The organism is Anatilimnocola aquadivae, assembly GCF_049819085.1.
GTDB lineage: Bacteria > Planctomycetota > Planctomycetia > Pirellulales > Pirellulaceae > Anatilimnocola.
Genome location: NZ_CP187419.1, coordinates 4357762 through 4375329 on the forward strand (window position 1 = coordinate 4357762; position 17568 = coordinate 4375329).

General features: G+C 55.1%; 17 protein-coding genes. 6 read left to right on the forward strand and 11 right to left on the reverse strand.

The window, feature by feature from the left end:
• Positions 1–7: 7 nt before the first annotated feature.
• On the forward strand, positions 8–5341 hold the full coding sequence (locus NA78x_RS17335) for an AAA domain-containing protein (protein WP_425613631.1): 5334 nt from the start codon (positions 8–10) through the stop codon (positions 5339–5341).
• 30 nt (positions 5342–5371) lie between these two features.
• Here NA78x_RS17335 and NA78x_RS17340 read toward each other — a convergent pair whose 3' ends face one another.
• The 6 genes from NA78x_RS17340 to NA78x_RS17365 all read right to left on the reverse strand — a co-directional run bounded on the left by NA78x_RS17340 (position 5372) and on the right by NA78x_RS17365 (position 7978).
• Positions 5372–5635 carry a hypothetical protein gene (locus NA78x_RS17340; RefSeq protein ID WP_425613632.1) on the reverse strand — a complete coding sequence of 88 codons (264 nt, stop codon included), beginning with the start codon at positions 5633–5635 and terminating at the stop codon, positions 5372–5374.
• A 110-nt stretch (positions 5636–5745) separates the two neighbouring features.
• Complete coding sequence (locus NA78x_RS17345) at positions 5746–6102, reverse strand: hypothetical protein (RefSeq protein ID WP_425613633.1); 357 nt, start codon at positions 6100–6102, stop codon at positions 5746–5748.
• A 636-nt stretch (positions 6103–6738) separates the two neighbouring features.
• Positions 6739–6966, reverse strand: a complete 228-nt coding sequence (locus NA78x_RS17350) for a hypothetical protein (RefSeq protein WP_425613634.1) — start codon at positions 6964–6966, stop codon at positions 6739–6741.
• Positions 6967–7157: 191 nt separating this feature from the next.
• Positions 7158–7409: a hypothetical protein gene (locus tag NA78x_RS17355; RefSeq protein ID WP_425613635.1), complete on the reverse strand. Its 252-nt coding sequence runs from the start codon at positions 7407–7409 to the stop codon at positions 7158–7160.
• 60 nt (positions 7410–7469) lie between these two features.
• Positions 7470–7751 carry a hypothetical protein gene (locus NA78x_RS17360; RefSeq protein WP_425613636.1) on the reverse strand — a complete coding sequence of 94 codons (282 nt, stop codon included), beginning with the start codon at positions 7749–7751 and terminating at the stop codon, positions 7470–7472.
• Positions 7748–7978 carry a hypothetical protein gene (locus NA78x_RS17365; RefSeq protein ID WP_425613637.1) on the reverse strand — a complete coding sequence of 77 codons (231 nt, stop codon included), beginning with the start codon at positions 7976–7978 and terminating at the stop codon, positions 7748–7750. The genes NA78x_RS17360 and NA78x_RS17365 overlap by 4 nt, the downstream gene beginning before the upstream one ends.
• Before the next feature lie 741 nt (positions 7979–8719).
• On the opposite strand from NA78x_RS17365, the gene NA78x_RS17370 reads away from it, so the two are divergent.
• From NA78x_RS17370 to NA78x_RS17390, 5 genes are all read left to right on the forward strand, one after another.
• Positions 8720–8962 (forward strand): hypothetical protein, encoded by a 243-nt coding sequence (locus tag NA78x_RS17370; protein WP_425613638.1) that lies wholly within the window; start codon positions 8720–8722, stop codon positions 8960–8962.
• Between the two features lie 217 nt (positions 8963–9179).
• Positions 9180–9497, forward strand: a complete 318-nt coding sequence (locus NA78x_RS17375; RefSeq protein WP_425613639.1) for a hypothetical protein — start codon at positions 9180–9182, stop codon at positions 9495–9497.
• Positions 9448–9747 carry a helix-turn-helix domain-containing protein gene (locus NA78x_RS17380; RefSeq protein WP_425619457.1) on the forward strand — a complete coding sequence of 100 codons (300 nt, stop codon included), beginning with the start codon at positions 9448–9450 and terminating at the stop codon, positions 9745–9747. Before NA78x_RS17375 ends, NA78x_RS17380 begins: the two co-directional genes overlap by 50 nt.
• Positions 9748–10463: 716 nt before the next feature.
• A complete protein-coding gene (locus NA78x_RS17385) occupies positions 10464–10901 on the forward strand; it encodes a hypothetical protein (RefSeq protein ID WP_425613640.1) in 438 nt (145 codons plus the stop codon).
• Positions 10902–12380: 1479 nt separating this feature from the next.
• Positions 12381–12650, forward strand: coding sequence for a hypothetical protein (locus NA78x_RS17390; RefSeq protein ID WP_425613641.1), 270 nt, complete (start codon positions 12381–12383; stop codon positions 12648–12650).
• Positions 12651–12863: 213 nt separating this feature from the next.
• Here NA78x_RS17390 and NA78x_RS17395 read toward each other — a convergent pair whose 3' ends face one another.
• From NA78x_RS17395 to NA78x_RS17415, 5 genes are all read right to left on the reverse strand, one after another.
• Entirely contained in the window at positions 12864–13832 is a 969-nt protein-coding gene (locus tag NA78x_RS17395; RefSeq protein ID WP_425613642.1) for a DUF1559 domain-containing protein, read from the reverse strand.
• A 200-nt stretch (positions 13833–14032) separates the two neighbouring features.
• Positions 14033–14413 carry a hypothetical protein gene (locus NA78x_RS17400; protein WP_425613643.1) on the reverse strand — a complete coding sequence of 127 codons (381 nt, stop codon included), beginning with the start codon at positions 14411–14413 and terminating at the stop codon, positions 14033–14035.
• Positions 14414–15425: 1012 nt separating this feature from the next.
• A protein-coding gene (locus NA78x_RS17405; RefSeq protein ID WP_425613644.1) for an IS630 family transposase occupies positions 15426–16567 on the reverse strand; the annotation gives its coding sequence in 2 pieces (ribosomal slippage) (positions 15426–16138 and positions 16138–16567; 1143 coding nt in all).
• A gap of 167 nt (positions 16568–16734) precedes the next feature.
• Positions 16735–17106, reverse strand: coding sequence for a hypothetical protein (locus tag NA78x_RS17410; protein WP_425613645.1), 372 nt, complete (start codon positions 17104–17106; stop codon positions 16735–16737).
• 11 nt (positions 17107–17117) lie between these two features.
• Positions 17118–17558, reverse strand: a complete 441-nt coding sequence (locus NA78x_RS17415; protein ID WP_425613646.1) for a hypothetical protein — start codon at positions 17556–17558, stop codon at positions 17118–17120.
• Positions 17559–17568: the final 10 nt, after the last annotated feature.

Below are 17568 nucleotides of genomic sequence, written 5' to 3' on the forward strand. Positions count from 1 at the left end.
TGGATCTGTGGGCGGTGATACTACAGTTCCGCCGCAGCGATCATTCGGACTCAACGCTCCACTTCCAGAAGCTGCGAAACTCGATGACGAAATCGCTCCTGGTGAAATAAAGACGATTCTCGATTGCGATTCGAGTCAGCTCGAAGCGATTGTCGCCTCTCGTCGCGGGGTCAGTTTCGTCCTCGATGGACCACCGGGTACTGGCAAAAGCCAAACCATTGCCAACATCATCGCCGATGCACTCTCGGAGGGACGTCGTGTACTCTTTGTGAGCGAAAAAGTTTCGGCTCTCGAAGTAGTGAAGCGCCGGCTGGATGACTGTGGCCTCGGGGACTTTTGCCTTGAATGTCACTCCAGCAAAGCGAATCGGAAGGCAGTTTTGGAGGAGTTGAAATACTGCCTCGACCTGCCGGTTGAGGTTTACGACGATGCAAGTCCTAAGTTGGAAGAGGCAAAGCAAAAGCGAAATGTGTTGAACGACTATGTTCGCTCCATTCATCGCCGTCGACCGCCATTGGGACTCTCGCCTTATGAACTCTACGGCCAAGTCTCACGATCGCACCGTTTAGGCCATGCAGTAAAGTCCCGCTGCGACCTGCCAGGAATTGAAAACCTGGATCGACTGACATTCGAGCGTTGGTTGGAGTTGCTGGCTCGCGCCCAGGATTCGGCCGAAGTCATCAAATCCCATCGGCAACATCCCTGGAGGGGATGCTATCTCAAAGCGCGAACGCTGACGTTGTCAGATGACCTCGACCATCACCTTGGCGTTCTCGCTCAGGCATTTGATATTGTCGATCAAGCGTTGTCGCCTCTGCGGCATAAACATCTGTTCGAATCCGAGCCCCACCTCGGCAATTTGAATCTGGTGTTTCAATCGCTGAAGACGTCGCTCGATGTACCTTTAATCCCAGCCTCATGGTTCGCAGCGGCCCCGGAAACTGCGAAAGCGTTGCTGCAAAGGCATAACGCTTATCGTGAAATTGAGCGATGCAGCCAGCAACTCGTTGAGTTCAACGAAGACGTCGAAGGCTCGTTTCCGCACGATCAAGTTAACGGCCTTGCTTTCCCGCTTGAAGAAACGCTCTGGTTAAGGCGTCTGCACGGGGCGGTGCCCACAGAAGTGCGCCAACAGCACTCGTTTCTATTAACGCCAACGAATCACGTCCGGAAGCTACGAGATTCCGTCCAGCTGGCCTCAAATGCTACGGCTCAGCTCCTTGGTCTGCTGCCCATCCCAGTTCGAGCAGACTTGCCCATTTCTAAACTTCCGGCAGTGGTCGATCTTGCGAGAAGCATTGCAGCCGCATTTCCGCTGCACCGAGAATGGTTGATTCCTGAGAATTGGCCGCAGCTACGTGAAGCCAGCCAATCTTCACTGACAAACTTGGAGGAATGCTCACGTATCGCCAAGAGGCTGCAAAGTCGCCTCTCGGTGCCTCAGCTCGTGGAACTGAGTCGCTCGCATCCCGCCCCTCAAAAGCTGCACGCCGCGTGGACGTCGCTGGAGCCGCTTTGCCTGGATGGCAGTACCGAAGGATTTCTCAGCCTTCAAGGAAAGCTACTGCATGGTGTAAACACCCTGCTCATGTTGAATGAACTCACAAAAGACGCCTTGCAGAGTCTGGGCATCGATTGGATCAGTTCGCCGACGCAACAATTCACAGCCAGTTTCGCCAAGGCTATTCCTCAGATTCTCGGCATGAATCGATACCTGGGCCAATGGAGTGACTCCACGGCACGTTCGAAATTGATGTCCGTGATTAATGAAGTGCTGGCCGACGTCCGCGAAACTGCGGAAGTCCGGCAGCAACTCGAGCCCCGATTATCGCACCGAGCATTTAAAGCGGCCGCCGCCCCAACTATTGACCGCGTAGTTGTCTTTCAATCTACCTGGAAGCGACTTTTCGGGGGATTCAAAGCATATCGAATCGAAGTTGCCGATCTGTTTAAGGACGGTACTCCCCCGACCGGCACGTTGCTTGCTGACTTGATGAAGTTGCGAACCTGGCATCGCCGAATCGGTGAGGTTTCCCAAGCAGCGGATGCCGTGGCCACCTTTCTGCCGCAACCATTTGCGATCGAAAACCCTGCCGAATGGGTTGCTCTGCAAGCGGATTTGCAGGTGTTTGATAAGCTCGCGGTGGAGTTTCCCGATCTCGTCAGCCAAATGCCGGCTGGGGTGTGCGCTATTGACCGACAGCTCCTCGAATCAGCTGAGAAGCGTATCGCGCAGCTGACGCAGGAACTCGATTCGACGTTTGCCGATACAGCCATCGCTGGCCTCATCAGTCGAAATATGCCATTCGCTGAACTGATTCAGAATCTGACAAGGCTATCGGAAGCGTCGCAATTGTGTCAGTCCGCTCGCGCAGCCGCGACAAAGTGCTATTCGTCGCCGCCGCGTAATTTTGCCACCATCGTTGAGGACGTGAGCTTTGCCACCCAGTTTGTGCAACTCATTGACGACATCACTCGTCGATTTGATCGCAGCGCAGACTTGATGCCCAAGGATGCCAATCCCCACGACTTCGGCCTCTGGAAAAAGGTCGCACAAAGTGTCCAAGTGGCAGAAAGATTAGGCAAGTTAACTCGCAACTTGGAGACATACCACGACGTTCTGTGCGAAGAGGGTTCCCTAAAACCGAAGGAGTTGGCAGGAGTCGCAGACTCTTTGGAATCTGCCTGCCGCGAGCTGGAGAGAGAGCTACAGTCATTGCCGTCGCAGATGGCTCTCTTACCGGATGCACCATCGGCCGTGGAACTCAAGCAACGGCCTTTATCTGAATTACTCTCAGTGACCTCGACGGCACTTGCGCTGCTCACCAACCGATTGGCGACGCTCGATGCGATTCTGCCTGTTCTGAAGCCTGAAACTGACATCGAAATATCTGCGCTGCCGAGAGTTCTGTCGGCATTGAAAGGACTTCGTGCTGCACAGTCGGAATTTCAAGCCAGTGAAGCAATACTCGCTGGCCTCAACATTCAACCTGAACCTCACTGTCCTGTGGAGGAGCATGCGAAGGCGGTCTGGCTCCAGCAAAAAGCTGCGGAGGGGCCGGTGCCAGCATTAGTTCAAGCAGTGGCTAGTTCTTCTGCAACACGAGCAGAAGTGGCAGATGCCATTATTCGAATCAAGTCAGCGTTAGGCCCGGAGTTTTCGAGTTCACTGAAGTTCCTTAAGACCGTGCTCTCATTCCAGGCGACCACCAGACGAGGAGATTCAATCCCCCAAATGACGCTCGGAATTCTCAGTGATTACCTTCAGGGGCTTCGCTCCGAGATGGGTTCACTCGATGAATGGCTAAAATTCTCTCGATGGGAGCGAGAGATGGATGAACAGGGCTTTTCGGGCGTGGTGAATGAGCTGCTAGAGGGTAGCTACCAGCCTGACGAAGCAAAGAGCGTAATCGCTGCGAGATACTTTCGAATGGTCTTCGACCGCCTGGCGCGGGAAGAACGACTGCTGAGCGAATTCGATCTGGAGAATCACGAGCAATCACGAGAGCGATTTCGCAAACTGGATGAATGGGAGATACGCGCCGCATCGTCCCGTATTCGGCAGTACCAGTTGGGCCGTGATGATCGACCAAGGTCAGGTTGGTTTGCAGACGCTAAGTCTGAACTCGGAGTTCTGCAGAAGGAGATTCAGAAAAAGCGTCGGCAACTTCCGCTTCGCAAGCTATTCGCTGAAATCCCGAGCGTACTGCAACGGCTGAAGCCCTGCATTATGATGAGCCCGCTATCAGTTAGCACCTTCCTTCAATCTGAAGAGATCAGATTCGACCTCGTAATATTTGACGAAGCGTCCCAGGTCTTTCCGTGGGATGCGGTTGGCGCAATTTATCGCGGAACTCAACTTATCGTAGCGGGCGACGAAAAACAGCTTCCGCCAACCAACTTCTTCAATCGCGGTGACATCGAAACGGAGGACGAGGATGAAAATGATATCGGCGATTTTGAAAGCATTCTCAGTCTATGCAAGTCGATCGGCATGCCTGGGCGCAGGCTACGCTGGCACTATCGCAGTAAGCGGGAACCGCTAATCGCGTTTTCCAATCGCCATTTCTACAGCGGTGATTTAGTCACGTTCCCGAGTATTCGTGACGCTTCGAGTGATGCAGTCCGCTTGGAGTTTGTGCCACAGGGTCGTTGGGTCGATCGAGTCAATCGTCCCGAGGCAGAACGAGTCACCGACCTGATTATTCGGCACCTCCGAACGCGACCGGAAACGTCCCTTGGAATTATCGCCTTCAACCAGTCGCATCAAGGTGCGATCGAAGATTCAATTTACGAGCGGCGTCGGAAGTATCCGGAAGTTGATGCCCTCTTTCACACGGGTCTATCGGAGCCATTGTTTGTTAAGAATCTCGAGAACGTACAGGGAGACGAACGTGACGTTATCATTCTCTCGATGGGATACGGCTATAACGAAGCCGGGAAGTTTTTGAAGAACTTCGGCCCCCTCACAAAGGCCGGTGGTGAGCGTCGTCTCAACGTCGCAGTCACGCGGGCGCGAGAAGAAGTCATCCTCGTTGCATCGGTCAAGGCTGCAGACCTCGATCTTTCAGGTAGTACCAGTCAGGGTTCACGGCTACTGAAGGGATATCTTGAATACGCTGAACGCGGGGTCGACTCGCTGGCGCGTGAGATCACATCGATCACTGGCGAGGTGGAATCCCCATTTGAACTGGAAGTCGCGACTGCGCTCATTCGTCATGGTTTGCACCCGGCAGTGCAGGTCGGTTGCGGTGGATTCCGAATTGACTTGGCACTAAAGCATCCCCAGCGGCCCGGTGAGTTCTGCCTTGGCATCGAATGTGACGGTGCAACGTACCACTCATCAAAAACAGCCCGGGATCGAGACCGAATTCGACAGACAGTTTTGGAACACTTGGGTTGGAAAATGATTCGAATCTGGTCAACAGACTGGATTCGCAATCCAGATCGGCAGATTGCCCGCGTACTTGCTGCCTTCGAAAAGGCCAGTGCCCAGTCCTCTAACCGCACGTCGGGAATTGAAGCCAATTCTGACGAAGTACTGGATGATTTGAAGCTTCGCATCGACGTTAAGGCTGTTTCCACGGACATTGTATTCAGTTCGATAAGGGAAGTACCTGAGGGTCACCTACACAATACTTTTCAGACAATCGTGAAACGTGGCGGCGCAATTGACCTGGAGGGCTTAATTCAACAATCGTCGAGGAACTTAGGCTTCGGCCGCACCGGAAAGCAAATCCGCCAGCGGCTGGAGAAGGCCATACACGAACAGCTACAAATCGGTCACCTGCGCTGGGTAGGCGATCGTATCTCCTCGGGCACAGAGGAAAACGATGTCTAGCGATGGCGAACCAGAATTGCCGTACAGATCTCAGTTTACGGAATCTTGCAGCCCCGTCCCCAACTGATTGACCTTCGCAACGGCCGCCCGAACCACTTCCTCAGCGTCCGGCCTGCCTTCGAGAACCGCGTGGCAGGCAGCCAACAAGTCGCTGGCGGCGATGAACAGAAGTGCCTGGTCAATGCGGTGGAACTTCCCGACGCAGATCCCGTTTGCATCTTGGACAGTGCGCAGAAATGACATTCCGATCGGGTTGCCACCGAGAGAGTACGGCGTCTGAAGTTTTCGGCTCATCGATCACTCGCTTGCAGGTGGGGGTGATCGCAGGATTGTAATTTCGCTGCCGGCATTTCGCTACAAGCTGAAGGCGAGACACTCGATTCTTGGCGGGTGAAGTGGACAGGTCACGGACTCATCTGTTCCCGAATGTGTGGTGGAAGATGGATTTCAAACGCGTCTGGGCGGAACTGTCGGTCAATTATCTCTAGTGGCCAAAAAATCCGCTGTACCATTCCTGGATACGTCTTACTAGCTTGGTGATACGCGAGGAATGGATCTGGCTCGGTCGTCATGATCGCCAGATAGCTCACCACGTACAGCACGGGCAGGAGTAGCAGGACGATGGCGATGATCAGTGGTGCGCGGTTGGTCATCATTGCCTGCAGATGGTTGGGAGCGTTCGGATAGCCGCACGCCTGTAGTAGGGGAATCCCCATCGAGCTGGTGGTGGCATTTTGCCGATAATGGCGTAGCCAAGCCACCAAAGGACAACCAGTCCTCCCGGAAGCCACGAATGCAACGATCTAGTTATAGCGACCGTGCGGATTATAAGCTTCCGTTGTGTCCCGCCTGCTACGGCCGGTCCTCTACTCTAGAGCGGATGCCGGCAGCCAACTTTCCTGGCGTTCAATATCTAGTCCGCCAGTGCGTTTGTGGTCACTCTTGCACGACTGTCGAAGCGATCAACGACACAGGCGAGTTTTTCGCCCCTGAACTCTTTCGGCGCGGCGGGTGCTTGAAATGATGCTTAGCCCTGCAGACCGGCTAGCTCCAGGGTTTTCCGTGCGCCGGTCGATTAACCTGAGCGATTTCCTGCCAGTTATGAGTCCGCGAGAGTCTGTCCGTCCTTGCCCGGTTTGCAGTTCTCACGAAACGACGCTCGTCGATGGCGCCATCGACTCCGAATATGATCCCCATTCGGAGATTCGAGTGCTGACCTGCAAGTGCGGGGCAATCGCTACGCTCTTTATGCCCAAGAAGAAGACCGAGAGCGCGCCGGGAAACGCGATAACAGAGTGAGAGAGCTTTCGAGTTCGCTTGCCGGGTAGTTTGAGTGGCTTCGTGTGGGTAACAAGTAACGAAGAAATAAACGACCGCCTCCATGCGGTCTGCGTGGTTCAGCTCGGCAAGCCGTCAAGCACCCTTGCTTTGGCCTGAGCTAGAGACGGTTCGAGACCATCAGCCGAGGGCGCACCATGCAGCAGAATTGTGGTGCTGCATGTCCATGCCCATCGGCGATTCACCTCATTGATAACGGCAACTCCTTGCGATGTGACATTGTCGATCAGTTCCACTCGTTCTGGTATATCGCCGGGCTTCACCCGGCGATAGTGGTTGCCGGTCATGGCGCATGCCTCGATGAGAAAACGCCCCCTGCCGACGATTAGGCAAGCTCATGCCGACGAGGGGACGGGCAGACCAGTGCGCACGAATAAGCCCGCCAATGAACCTGGGGGAACATCGCGGGCCAGCATGCACAGCATTCACTTCGCGCACACTGAAATCTAAGCTCGCGATTTACAGGCGTGCAAACATTTCATCCGTCGACCGGCTCTAAACGGCCAGCTTTTTCCACTGCGGACCTGACCAGCTCTTTGGCATCTGGACTGCCTGCGAGTACCGCGTGGCAGGCAGCCAACAAGTCGCTGGCAGCGATGAACAATAGTGCCTGGTCAATGCGGTGAAACTTCCCGATACAGATCCCGTTTGCATCTTGAACGGTTCGCAAAAACGACATACCAATCGGGTTGCCACCGAGAGAGTACGGCGTCTGAAGTTTTCGGCTCATCGATCACTCGCTTGCAGGAGGGGGTGATCGCAGGATTCTAATTTCGCCGCCGGTGGTTAGCTACTCGTTGTCGTGAATGTCATACGTCATTGGCGGCAAAGTTTCCGGCCTCACCTTCCGGTCAATCTGCTCAGCGGGCCAAAAGATTCGATCCGCCCAATTCCCACCATAGCGATACGTTTCGTAAATCACCACGATTCGATACTGCGAACCGACACTCACTACTTTTGTAAATCGCACCCCCCCAGGCTCCACTAGCGCCAGATAGCTCCCGACATACAGCACCGGTAGGAGCAGTAAGACGATGGCGACGATGAGTGGTGCGCGAGCATCGCGTTTCATTCCGAGTCTCGCTCTTTTTTCTGCGCGGCCTGCTCTAAATTGAATTTCTCCGTAGTGAGCCGGTTGATTTGAGCTGTCAACGCCGCGATATTCAGCAGACACGCCTTCTGTTTCTTTTGCATGTCGATTTGGAACTTGCTCTGTTGGGAACGGTCTCTGACCCATGCCCCACAGAGGACCGCAACTAGAAGCGTCAGCCAGAACAAATCTCGCAAGGTAACTTTCATGCGTCCCATTCTACCCACGCACGAAAAAGCCCCGCCAGTGTGACGGGGTATCGGATGGCCTCGCTGGATATGAATACCGAACCCACTCAGACTAGGCCGGCGGCGCTATCGGCGTGTACCAAAAGGATAGCGTCGCATTTCGTCCAAAGCCGAACTCGTTGATTGAGTGGCTTGAGATCGTGAGGATAGCTCGCTATCGGGAAGACGGTTGGAATGTCAAACACAAAGTAGACTTCAACGAGATCGATTTCGGAGAATTCGCCACAGAAGTTGAGGCGGAGGAGCCTGGCAACTGCCGTCCAAAATCCTTAGGGTCGGTCGCCCCCGCCAAGTTTTATCGAATTGCCGATTGTCAAACGAGCTGTCGTTCATCCGCCAGAAAACAAAACGCATTTGCGGTCTGGCATTTTCGCACTATGGTTTTATTATGATCATCGGCATTTGCCCGCCGATGTTTTCGAGACCCGGGTCCTGCCGCCCGAGCTTTTTCTCGCATAAGACAGGACCGACAAATGCAGACGAAAAAAATCGTGGCAGTCCTTCCCCGGTTATGCAAAGCGCCTGTGACTTCGGCAAATACAGCCTGGTCGCGTCAGCACTTGTTAGAACTGCAAGCGGAAGTCCTTCGGTTGAGGCAGGCGAAGCAAGGATTTGCGAACGATGGAGTGTCCTCAGAAGAGAACAACAAGTTCACGGGGAAAATCGGCAGGTAAGGGCGGCACTTAGTCAGAAATCGTTCGCATGCCTGATCAACCTTTCATGGAACGTTACTCTTGGATAATTGCCTTCAACACGCCGCCACGCACAGAACTGACGGACAATGAGACGGGCGAAATAATCGCGACGGTAACCTCAGTAGCAGACCGAAAGTGGGAATGGAAGCGATTCGACACCGAGGAAACAGGCATCTGCAACACTGTGCCGGAAGCAAAAACCGCTGCAGTGCTGCGTCTGCCCATTCAGCCCAAAAGCACGGATTCCTGATAGCGGGATTTTTTCTCGTCCAAGGGGTGTTAACCGTCCAAAGTCAACGTGTGACTTAGTTGAGCCAGCTATACGGAATCGTTCAATCCACTCGACGGACGATACTACCTGGGTGGCGTCCTTTGCCCAAGGGACCGCTCCAAAGCGCCCTGGCTAGAGCTATTCAGTTGTTCGATTTCTTGCGTCGTTGCCCGACGTGAGGTAATGTTCCTTTACCTTGATTCGCTCCTTGCGCCTGCCACGCGCCAGCCAGCAACACGCCAGCTTGATGAATCGCTACCTGTGGAACAAAGTTTCCGATTCTCCGGAGCATTACCAGCTCGTCGATAACGTGACGCACCAAGCAGTGGCCACGATTCTTCAATCAGACGTTGACTGGAGTTGGGAACGCAAAACCAACCGTCTCCTGCATGGCGCACCGCCTGCTTCTGGCAAGGCAAAAAGTGTTCTGAAGGCGAAGCTTGCCGTACTTCAAGACCTGCCCAATGAGGTGTCGAACCGTGGCACAAAAGAAGAAAACCGTAGAGCGCCTTGAGGGAAGCTGGGAGCAAATCGCCGAAGCCTACCAGCGCGGCATGTCTATCGAGCAGATCGCAAACTTCTACGGATGCTCGGACACGTCAATCCGCAAACTTCTTAAGCAGCATTCCATTGAGATTCGCCGCCCTGGTGGGAGCCGAAAGCAGGGCTCGCCATCGACAGCTGGCTTACTAAATGACGACGCCCCGCGGCAATCGGGGCGGTCAGCCGGTACCTGTGACAGCAAAGCCGGCGACAGGTCATAGAGTAGTTAGATCCTTGGGCTACTTCAACTCAAGTCCATAGCTGCTCGCTGGATCTCCTATACCGGCTTACTCATCAGGTCGTGAGCGGCGGTCTTGGACGCCTTGTCGTGCGGTCCTGGCCCAATCGGCAGGGAATCGGAGAATAGGGGACGGGGCAAGCTGTGGCGTTTGCTGCTTGCTTACGATCCGTTGTTCTTCAGACGTAAGCTTCGTGCGGCTAACTCTTGAAGATTCCGATTGTGTAGCCATGTATTTAACTCCATTTAGCAGCGGGTGTATTGTCCACGTTGTCCTCTTATACCACTGACAAGAGAACGGCAGATCCCGTTGCTAGCATTGTTAAGCCATACACAAGTCCTGCGAGCTGCTGAACTCGCCATTGGGGCTTCCCGAATCGTAAGTACACTTGAGGCATGAGTATCAACACGCCTGAGTTCCTTCTCGCCTCCAATTTCAACCGTTCTGATTACGGAGGCTGGGAGCTGTTCTACGATCATTCTGGCACGGCCGATGCCTGCTGTTACGTTGGAGCGACGGCAAAGTGTTCGCGGGCGATTCCATAGAGATGGACCCAGACGGCCCGGAAGTTCAGGACGCACTGCTTTGTGACAGCGTGACCACGACTCTTTCCATCCAACTCGTCTTGACTCTTGCCCAAAGAATTCGTTGAAATGACTGGCCTGCCGCAAGTTAGAAACATCCACGGAAGGAATTCAATGCCACATCCACTTATCATCCTGTTGCTCGCGGCGTTGTTTCCGGCCCTCGCCCGCGCCGACGACGAAGCTGCCAACGCTGCAGAGTTGGCTCGGCTCGCAGGCCGGTTTGAGCGGACGATGAAGAACGAAGCCGGCACCGAGTTCCGCGTGGTGCAAGATATCGTTGGCGATCAATCGACCGTCACGACCTACGACGACATCGGCCAAGTGGTGACTGCCCACACATCGAGCTTCAAAGTCGAGCAGCGTGGCGGCATCCGCGTCCTCACCTTCTTCAATTTCAAAGCCACCGCTGGCCCCGATAAGGGCCGGGAATCACCCACACCGCGATCTTTCATCTATCGCCTCGAGGGCGATAACCTCGCAGAAGTCTGGGGGCTTCTCGCAGAAGATAAATCCCCACCGCGAATGCACTTTTGGAAACGGGCGAAGTAGGGGAGAATTTCAGAAATCTTGCCTGGTAAAGCAGGGCTGCTACTGCCGCTTCGCCTTGGTCCTGGCTCCCTGAATTGCACTGCAAAACCTGCATTGGCTGCGTTTCCCTGCCTTGCGTGCCTTGGTTAGGTCCCAGCCTAGCACCGTAAACCGAAACGGGTTCTCGTGAACCTTGGGATTGACGCACTCTGCTTGCCAATAGGTTCCTTCGTTCGTGCAATGCTCTGGTCGTGGCGCTGGCCCTAATATCTTGAGGCGACCGAATCGCTTGCCAGTTAGTTCGAGCGGTTTCATATTCGGATTCTACTCGCGCGCAAAATAGCCCGCTGAGAACCTGTCGGGAATCCAGCGGGCCATGTGCATACTTCTCCGGAAATGCACGCGACGATTCTAACGCCGCCGGAATCACTCGGCAAACGGAACAGCAACCGAATCTTGCAACGACTTCACGGACTTTCTAGACTCGGGGACAAATCATTTGCGAGTGAACGCATGAAGCTGCTGAAGTTTGTCGAAAGAGTTGAGGGCCAGGGGGACAGCATGCTCCAGAGGCCTGAAGATACTTGTTCGCCGGCAGTCAACTCGACCAAATGGCGCGGATTGGCGTCGGGTACATGCCTGTGGAGTAGTACCCGCGCGCGTCTCGGTCGTGCGGCATCAAATTCGTTAATCGAGTGGCTTAGTATCGAGCGGATCGTTCGGTACCGGCAAGACGGCTGGAACGTAACTCACAAGGCAGACTTCAATGAGATCCACTTCGGCGAACTAATTGCCGAGATCGAGTCGAGTTAACTGAACCTATGATTCGTCCATTTGAAGCGGTTGTAGCATGGATCGCTATTCTTTTGGTCCTTTCTACCCTTTTAATAAGTCGTCGAGGCGGACCCGACGCGGAATGGTAAAGCCGGCGGACACGCAGCGGCCGAAATAAGCCCGGTGGGAGTTTCCCCATCGCCAGGCTCCGTCCTCTCGGCGATTGATACGATAGTAGCTACGATTTTCAGTATCGCAGCTCTACGCATCTACGTTTCCTGCCCCAGCTTCATCATCATTTCAAATGCGACGTTACTCTTGGTCGATTGCCCTCGGGGCTCCACCCCGCCTTGAGCTGACCCACAATGAGACTGGCGAAGTGATCGCGACGGTAACCTCAATAGGTGACGGTAAGTGGCAATGGAAACGATTCGGCACCGGGAATACTGCCGAAGGCGTTTGCGACACGGTTCCCGAGGCAAAAATGGCAGTGATCCAGGAATTGCCCGTTCAATCCGAGGAAGGTTGACCCGGGCCGCTCCAGACCTGACGACGAGGAGCGCTAGTAATGTAATCTTCCGGTAAAGGTCAATGGATCAGACCTGATCGCTGCGAATTTGCTTTCATTCGTTCGATCGTTCTGACAAGCTAAGGGCACAGCCTATTCGTTGCGGGCCGCTGACCTCTTTGGCCCCTCGCCCCGAATTCTTTGCGGGAGACGAGGAAATGCGAACGTCGATTAAGCAAGAGTCTATTAGCAATACCCGATTTGCCGAGAAGCGGTACCAGTGGAGAAAGCCGTCCGATTTGCCGGATCGCCTGGAACTGATCGATGCGATGACAGGGCAACCCGCCGCAATTATTTTGACGATTGGACGGCGGTTCGTGTGGAGTCGCTTCACGAACACTCTCATCCACGGCATACGTTCGGGCGAAGGCGAGTGCGATTCACTTTCGGCGGCACAGCAACATGCGTCCGAAGGCATGACGGCTTAGCGAGACCTCGTTGAACTCTTGGCGGTTTACCCAAGCTGCCCACGCCGGTGTTCCGCTGGGGGTTTTCCAATCCACGCATCCCGCCGCCGCGCATTGGGACGTTGCTACGCGACGGCAAATAGCCGGTCGAGCCGTGAGGCTGTCTTCAGCAGGCAAGCAGTCCGCGTCAACCGAATGGTCGGCGCTACGTCATTGGCAAGACATTCTCGCTGGCTACGGCGCTGTAACCGATTCGCCGCCGGCAGCGGTCGACATAGCGCGCCAGGTGGCAAGGTCGACGTTCTGAGGAATGAACCGCACCGAACCATCACACAGCACACCTTGCACACCGCCGGGATGCCGGCTGCGTGAGGAAAACCGAGTGGGAGCGGCGGTGCTGCTCACATCGCACGGCAAGTTCATCTTGGGCTCGTTGTTGCAGTAGCCAGCCGTGTAGATGCGGTCGGGAACCGTGGAATTTGGGGCCTCATAGGCAGTGAAGCCGGCGGCATCGCCCCACCAGGTGAAGCCACGCAAGTCGCTCTTCTTGCCTTGCAGCACTTCTGCCGCCATCAGCGTGTTCGACAGGCCATCCGGAATGTCCGAGAACTTTTGGCCGTTCATGCGTTGTCCGACGGCTGTGGACTTCGCTTGACCAAAGGGAGCCTGGTCGAAGGTCACTGTCGTGCTGGGGTAGGTGGCCTGCGAGTAGGTGGTGTTGCCCCAGTTCACGGCATAGTTGTGATTCGTAATCGGGGCAATCGGTGCGTTGTTGGAATCGCTCGGGCAGGTGAACGCAGCGAAGCGTCGTCCCGAGACGTTTGTGGTATTCGGTGCGGCGGCGTAGCGTGGGAACGCAGTGCCCACTTGTGCTGCGGGGCCATCGCCGTAAACGGTGTCACTGCCTCCCCAGTTCTGCCACAGACTATAGGCTGCCGTTTGTTCGACATACGGCAGCACCAGCACCTGCCACGTTCCCCAGCAACAGCCATGAGGCCCCTGTCCTGGCGGCAACGAGTTATAAGTATCGTGCCGATTGTGCATTCCGAGTCCGATCTGCTTGAGATTGTTGGCGCATTGCGTTCGCCTGGCAGCTTCGCGGGCCGCCTGAACAGCAGGCAGCAGCAGGGCCACCAAGACTCCAATAATGGCAATCACGACCAACAACTCGACCAGGGTAAAAGCCCTGCGATTCGTAACCATGACAATGTCTCCACGAATGATGGCAACCTGGAATAAGAACAGACCGCAACCGCACACACACCGGGTAAGGTGTGGCAACGAATGATCGTAAATACTTGGAGAGGAAAGCAATCACCGACCGGGCCCTAAAGCCCTAACGCGGAGTTGGCGCGCCTGCAAGGAGGGAGGCAGACGATTTGGGATACATTGAGAAATGGTCGTTAGGGAATCGTCACATCAAATTTCGCGGGTTTACCTTTTCCTGCTTCGTAGGTTAACTTAGATTTAGTGTTGAATTCTGCCGGAATTTGATCTTTGTTAGCCTTTTCGATGGCGGCCGACTCGCCGGGCATCGCGGGCGCTTCCGCTGAGGAAGTAATCGAGCTCACGCGCACTGTATAAGTGCCAGGTAGCAAGCCACTCATGGGGGGAATCGAGTAGGCACCATCGACAATCGAAGCGCCGCCTCGTTCCCCTCCAGCGGAAGAGAATTCGATTGAGCCTGTCTTGAGTGGTTGGCCTTGAAAAGTCACCGTGCCAGCAACTGGCAGCCGGCCACCGGTATCGCTACCGCAACCGCACACCAGCAGTAATGTGCCCACTACAACGGCGATTCTGCCAGGAAGCAACATAGAGAATGGCGCCAAGATAGTGTTGAAAAATTCGGGTCAAAAAACCTGGAATTGATCGAGTCCGCCCATCAAGCTCAATTGATGGTTATTGTGCAAATGACGAACTCAGTGTCAATCTAAATCTTTCGGCGCCTGAGTATTTTTCTTCCCTGAGTGAGAGAGGCCAAGACAGGGCAACTAACGACAGCACCTTGCCCGGCATCAACTGACACCGGGCAGGGGATGGCTGGTGTGGGCGAAGTGGACAGCTAATCGCCAAAGACATTGATGAACCGCAGGCCTGCGTAAGAGCATGCAACTACAAGGAAGACTCCAAATAGGAATAGCATTTCTTCGAAGCTATCAGCCGCTGTCGCGGGACCTCCGACACCAAGCACGATTGCCGCAAGACATGTAAGCGCAAACAGATCGCGGGTCGTAAATCTCATGGTGCCCCAATTCCACCCCCGCACTAAAAAGCCCCACCAGAGTGGCGGGGCTGAAGTTCTAGGTACTGTCCCGCTAGACCCACACACGGAATGTAAGCCGGCGAGTGCCACGAACCGAAAACGGTCCAGGGGCTGGAGTACCCGAGACCACAGTCTAGCCCCGCACCATGAAAAACTTTCAGCCTCACCAGTGTCCAGTATGTGGATCAAAAGAAGTCATCCTCACTCGCACCGAACAAGTTACAGGCGGTGTCGACCGCATTGTTAGTTGCGATGAGTGCAAAACAGGAATCAAGATATTCTTGCCGAACTCGCGGTTGGTTTTGCCCGAAAAAGCCACAACAGAGTGACGGGGGATCTTCTCCGTCAGTAGGGTGTTTTTCTGCACAGCCCTGACTGAGTTGGACGATATCTAAATTGCATCCAATTACCAGTGACGATTCCTGTGGGGCAGCACAGGATTGTCGCTGAGTAACGCGCATAAAAACGCCCAGCAGTGCAGTCGCTGGGCGAGAACCTACTTGGTGGCCCGGGCAGGGGCACTAGTAGTCCAACTATCGTTCAATGTCAGGAATCGGGTAGAGCGATTTGAGTTTGATTCTGGCGTCCGTCGTGGTGAAACGCCAGTTGGTTCCGCAGCGGCGTGTGTTGCGATCGGTCTGCCAGGCCAGGATTTCTGCGTCCATCGCAGTCGTGGTGGCGAAGCGTCGGTCGCCCAGGCATTGGCGCGAGAGCAGGCTCAATTCCATCTCGGCCATGTTCAGCCAACTGCCGTTCTTGGGCGTATGCACCAGGCGGATGCGGCATTTCAGACGATGTGCTGTCTCGGCATCGAACACGAAGTACAAGCTGGCGAGATCGTGCGTGTTGAGATTGTCGCAGACCAGCGTGATCTGTTCCGCGTGGGGATAGTCGACGTCCAGCAGCTGTTTTATTTCCCACGCCCAATCGGTACGCGTGCGACTCTCGCGACAACCGACGCGTCGCCACCCCGCGATTGGATCGTAGAACATGAACAGCGAACGAACTTCCTGGCGTTCGTATTTGTCATCAATGCGTTTCGCTGCGCCAGGCTTCATCGGCAACGGTGGCGTCACATCACTCAGCACCTGCCGCGAGGCCTCGTCCATGCAGATCAGCGGATGCTGTTCGTCGTACGTTTCTTGGTAGACGTCGAGGACCGCTTCCATCCGTTCGACGAAGCGGGCTCGATCTTTTTCGGCGATGCAGAATCGCTCGGTGGCCCAAGGACGAAGCCTGTTTTTTTCAGAGCCTGCCGCACGGTTTCGGGACAAACCGACTTCACGATCTTCTGCCGTTTCATCTCACCGCATAACATCTGCAGCGTCCAATGATCGCGACCCTCAGGCGCTGTGCTGCACGCGATCGTGATGAGTTGGGCTTCGGCCCGGCCATCGATCACCTTCCGCACGCCGGCATCTTTGCGCGTGGCCCGCGTCAGCGCAGGTTGCACGCCGGACTTCACAAACTTCTGCCGAACCCGCACGACCTGCCGCTCGCAGAGACCAACATCTTCGGAGATTTCCAGGTCGGTGCAGCCATCGGCTGACATCAACGGAATCTTCGCCCGCCGCAGCTTGGCAGCGCCTACGGTATGCATCCGCGTGATCACTTCCAACTCCGCGCGGGCCTCGGCCGTCAGCACCACATGAAACTTATGCTCTAATCGTGGCATCCTTGCCTCCCTGAATTGCCAAAAAGGTCGCTTCAGGAGCAACATAACACGAACCTGACTTTGAGCGATAGTTCAACTACTAGTAGGTACAAGTGCAATCGGATGTCAGGGCGATAATATCAATGGGGTTTGTCCTACCACTGCGTGGGAACTTGCTACCGCACCACCTACCCGTTCCGCTTCTCTTGCTGCTGCTTCTTCCACTGCCGCGCACTCATGCCGCCGAAGATGTCTTTCGCGGCTTCCGGCTTGGCCTCCTCTACAGGTGGATGGTAGGTGTAGCCGACGTAGAATCCCCCGCTACTCTTCGCCAGTGCCAAATTGTGAATCACGAGCAGCAGCGCCTGCATCCGTTGCATCGCCTCGTCGGCGGCAATCACGAGCGGATCGTCGGCAGGGAAGTTGCGCTCTTTCAATCGGTGATGCATCCCAAGCAGGTAACGCATCGCTGGTGCCAACTTGTCCGTGAGCTGGTCCAACTGCTTCCGGGTTAGCTTCGACGCGTCCATGCCGGTAGTGTACGGATGGACAGTTCGCATGAAAAGCGGCGTCAGTAAGTAAAGGTCAGGGTGTTCGAGTAGCGAGGTCCGTTGCCCTGGTAGTTGTAGCCCCGCAGCGCTGCCGTATATTTCACGCCGCGCTTACGCACCGCCAACCCAACGATGCCGCCCTTCTCCAAGTCGTCGCCGTAGAGGATTCGCATGTACGGAGTTGCTTCGGGGCCGTGCACGACGAGGTGAAACTGATCGTTCGGTTTGCCTGGCAGCTGACCGACAAGCTTGTATTCGACGAAGTATTCAGACAGGTCCTCGATCTTTTTTCCTACCGGGACGTTCCACTTGGCTGGAATGGCCGACAACGGTTGGATACTCACCGGCCGGGTAGCTTCAAAACCGATCTTGCCGGCAATCAAGCCAACCATGAGCACAACCATTGCGACGGTAGCAATGATCCACACGCGACGACGACTAGGGGTAAGCGCAGTATTCATGGAGAGGGTT

Excerpts from the sequence above, each read along its gene's own strand:
- NA78x_RS17340 (WP_425613632.1), bottom strand. The coding sequence starts at position 5,635 with ATGAGCCGAAAACTTCAGACGCCGTACTCTCTCGGTGGCAACCCGATC.
- NA78x_RS17350 (WP_425613634.1), bottom strand. The coding sequence starts at position 6,966 with ATGACCGGCAACCACTATCGCCGGGTGAAGCCCGGCGATATACCAGAA.
- NA78x_RS17355 (WP_425613635.1), bottom strand. The coding sequence starts at position 7,409 with ATGAGCCGAAAACTTCAGACGCCGTACTCTCTCGGTGGCAACCCGATT.
- NA78x_RS17360 (WP_425613636.1), bottom strand. The coding sequence starts at position 7,751 with ATGAAACGCGATGCTCGCGCACCACTCATCGTCGCCATCGTCTTACTG.
- NA78x_RS17365 (WP_425613637.1), bottom strand. The coding sequence starts at position 7,978 with ATGAAAGTTACCTTGCGAGATTTGTTCTGGCTGACGCTTCTAGTTGCG.
- NA78x_RS17370 (WP_425613638.1), top strand. The coding sequence starts at position 8,720 with ATGCCTGATCAACCTTTCATGGAACGTTACTCTTGGATAATTGCCTTC.
- NA78x_RS17380 (WP_425619457.1), top strand. The coding sequence starts at position 9,448 with ATGAGGTGTCGAACCGTGGCACAAAAGAAGAAAACCGTAGAGCGCCTT.
- NA78x_RS17385 (WP_425613640.1), top strand. The coding sequence starts at position 10,464 with ATGCCACATCCACTTATCATCCTGTTGCTCGCGGCGTTGTTTCCGGCC.
- NA78x_RS17390 (WP_425613641.1), top strand. The coding sequence starts at position 12,381 with ATGCGAACGTCGATTAAGCAAGAGTCTATTAGCAATACCCGATTTGCC.
- NA78x_RS17395 (WP_425613642.1), bottom strand. The coding sequence starts at position 13,832 with ATGGTTACGAATCGCAGGGCTTTTACCCTGGTCGAGTTGTTGGTCGTG.
- NA78x_RS17410 (WP_425613645.1), bottom strand. The coding sequence starts at position 17,106 with ATGCGAACTGTCCATCCGTACACTACCGGCATGGACGCGTCGAAGCTA.
- NA78x_RS17415 (WP_425613646.1), bottom strand. The coding sequence starts at position 17,558 with ATGAATACTGCGCTTACCCCTAGTCGTCGTCGCGTGTGGATCATTGCT.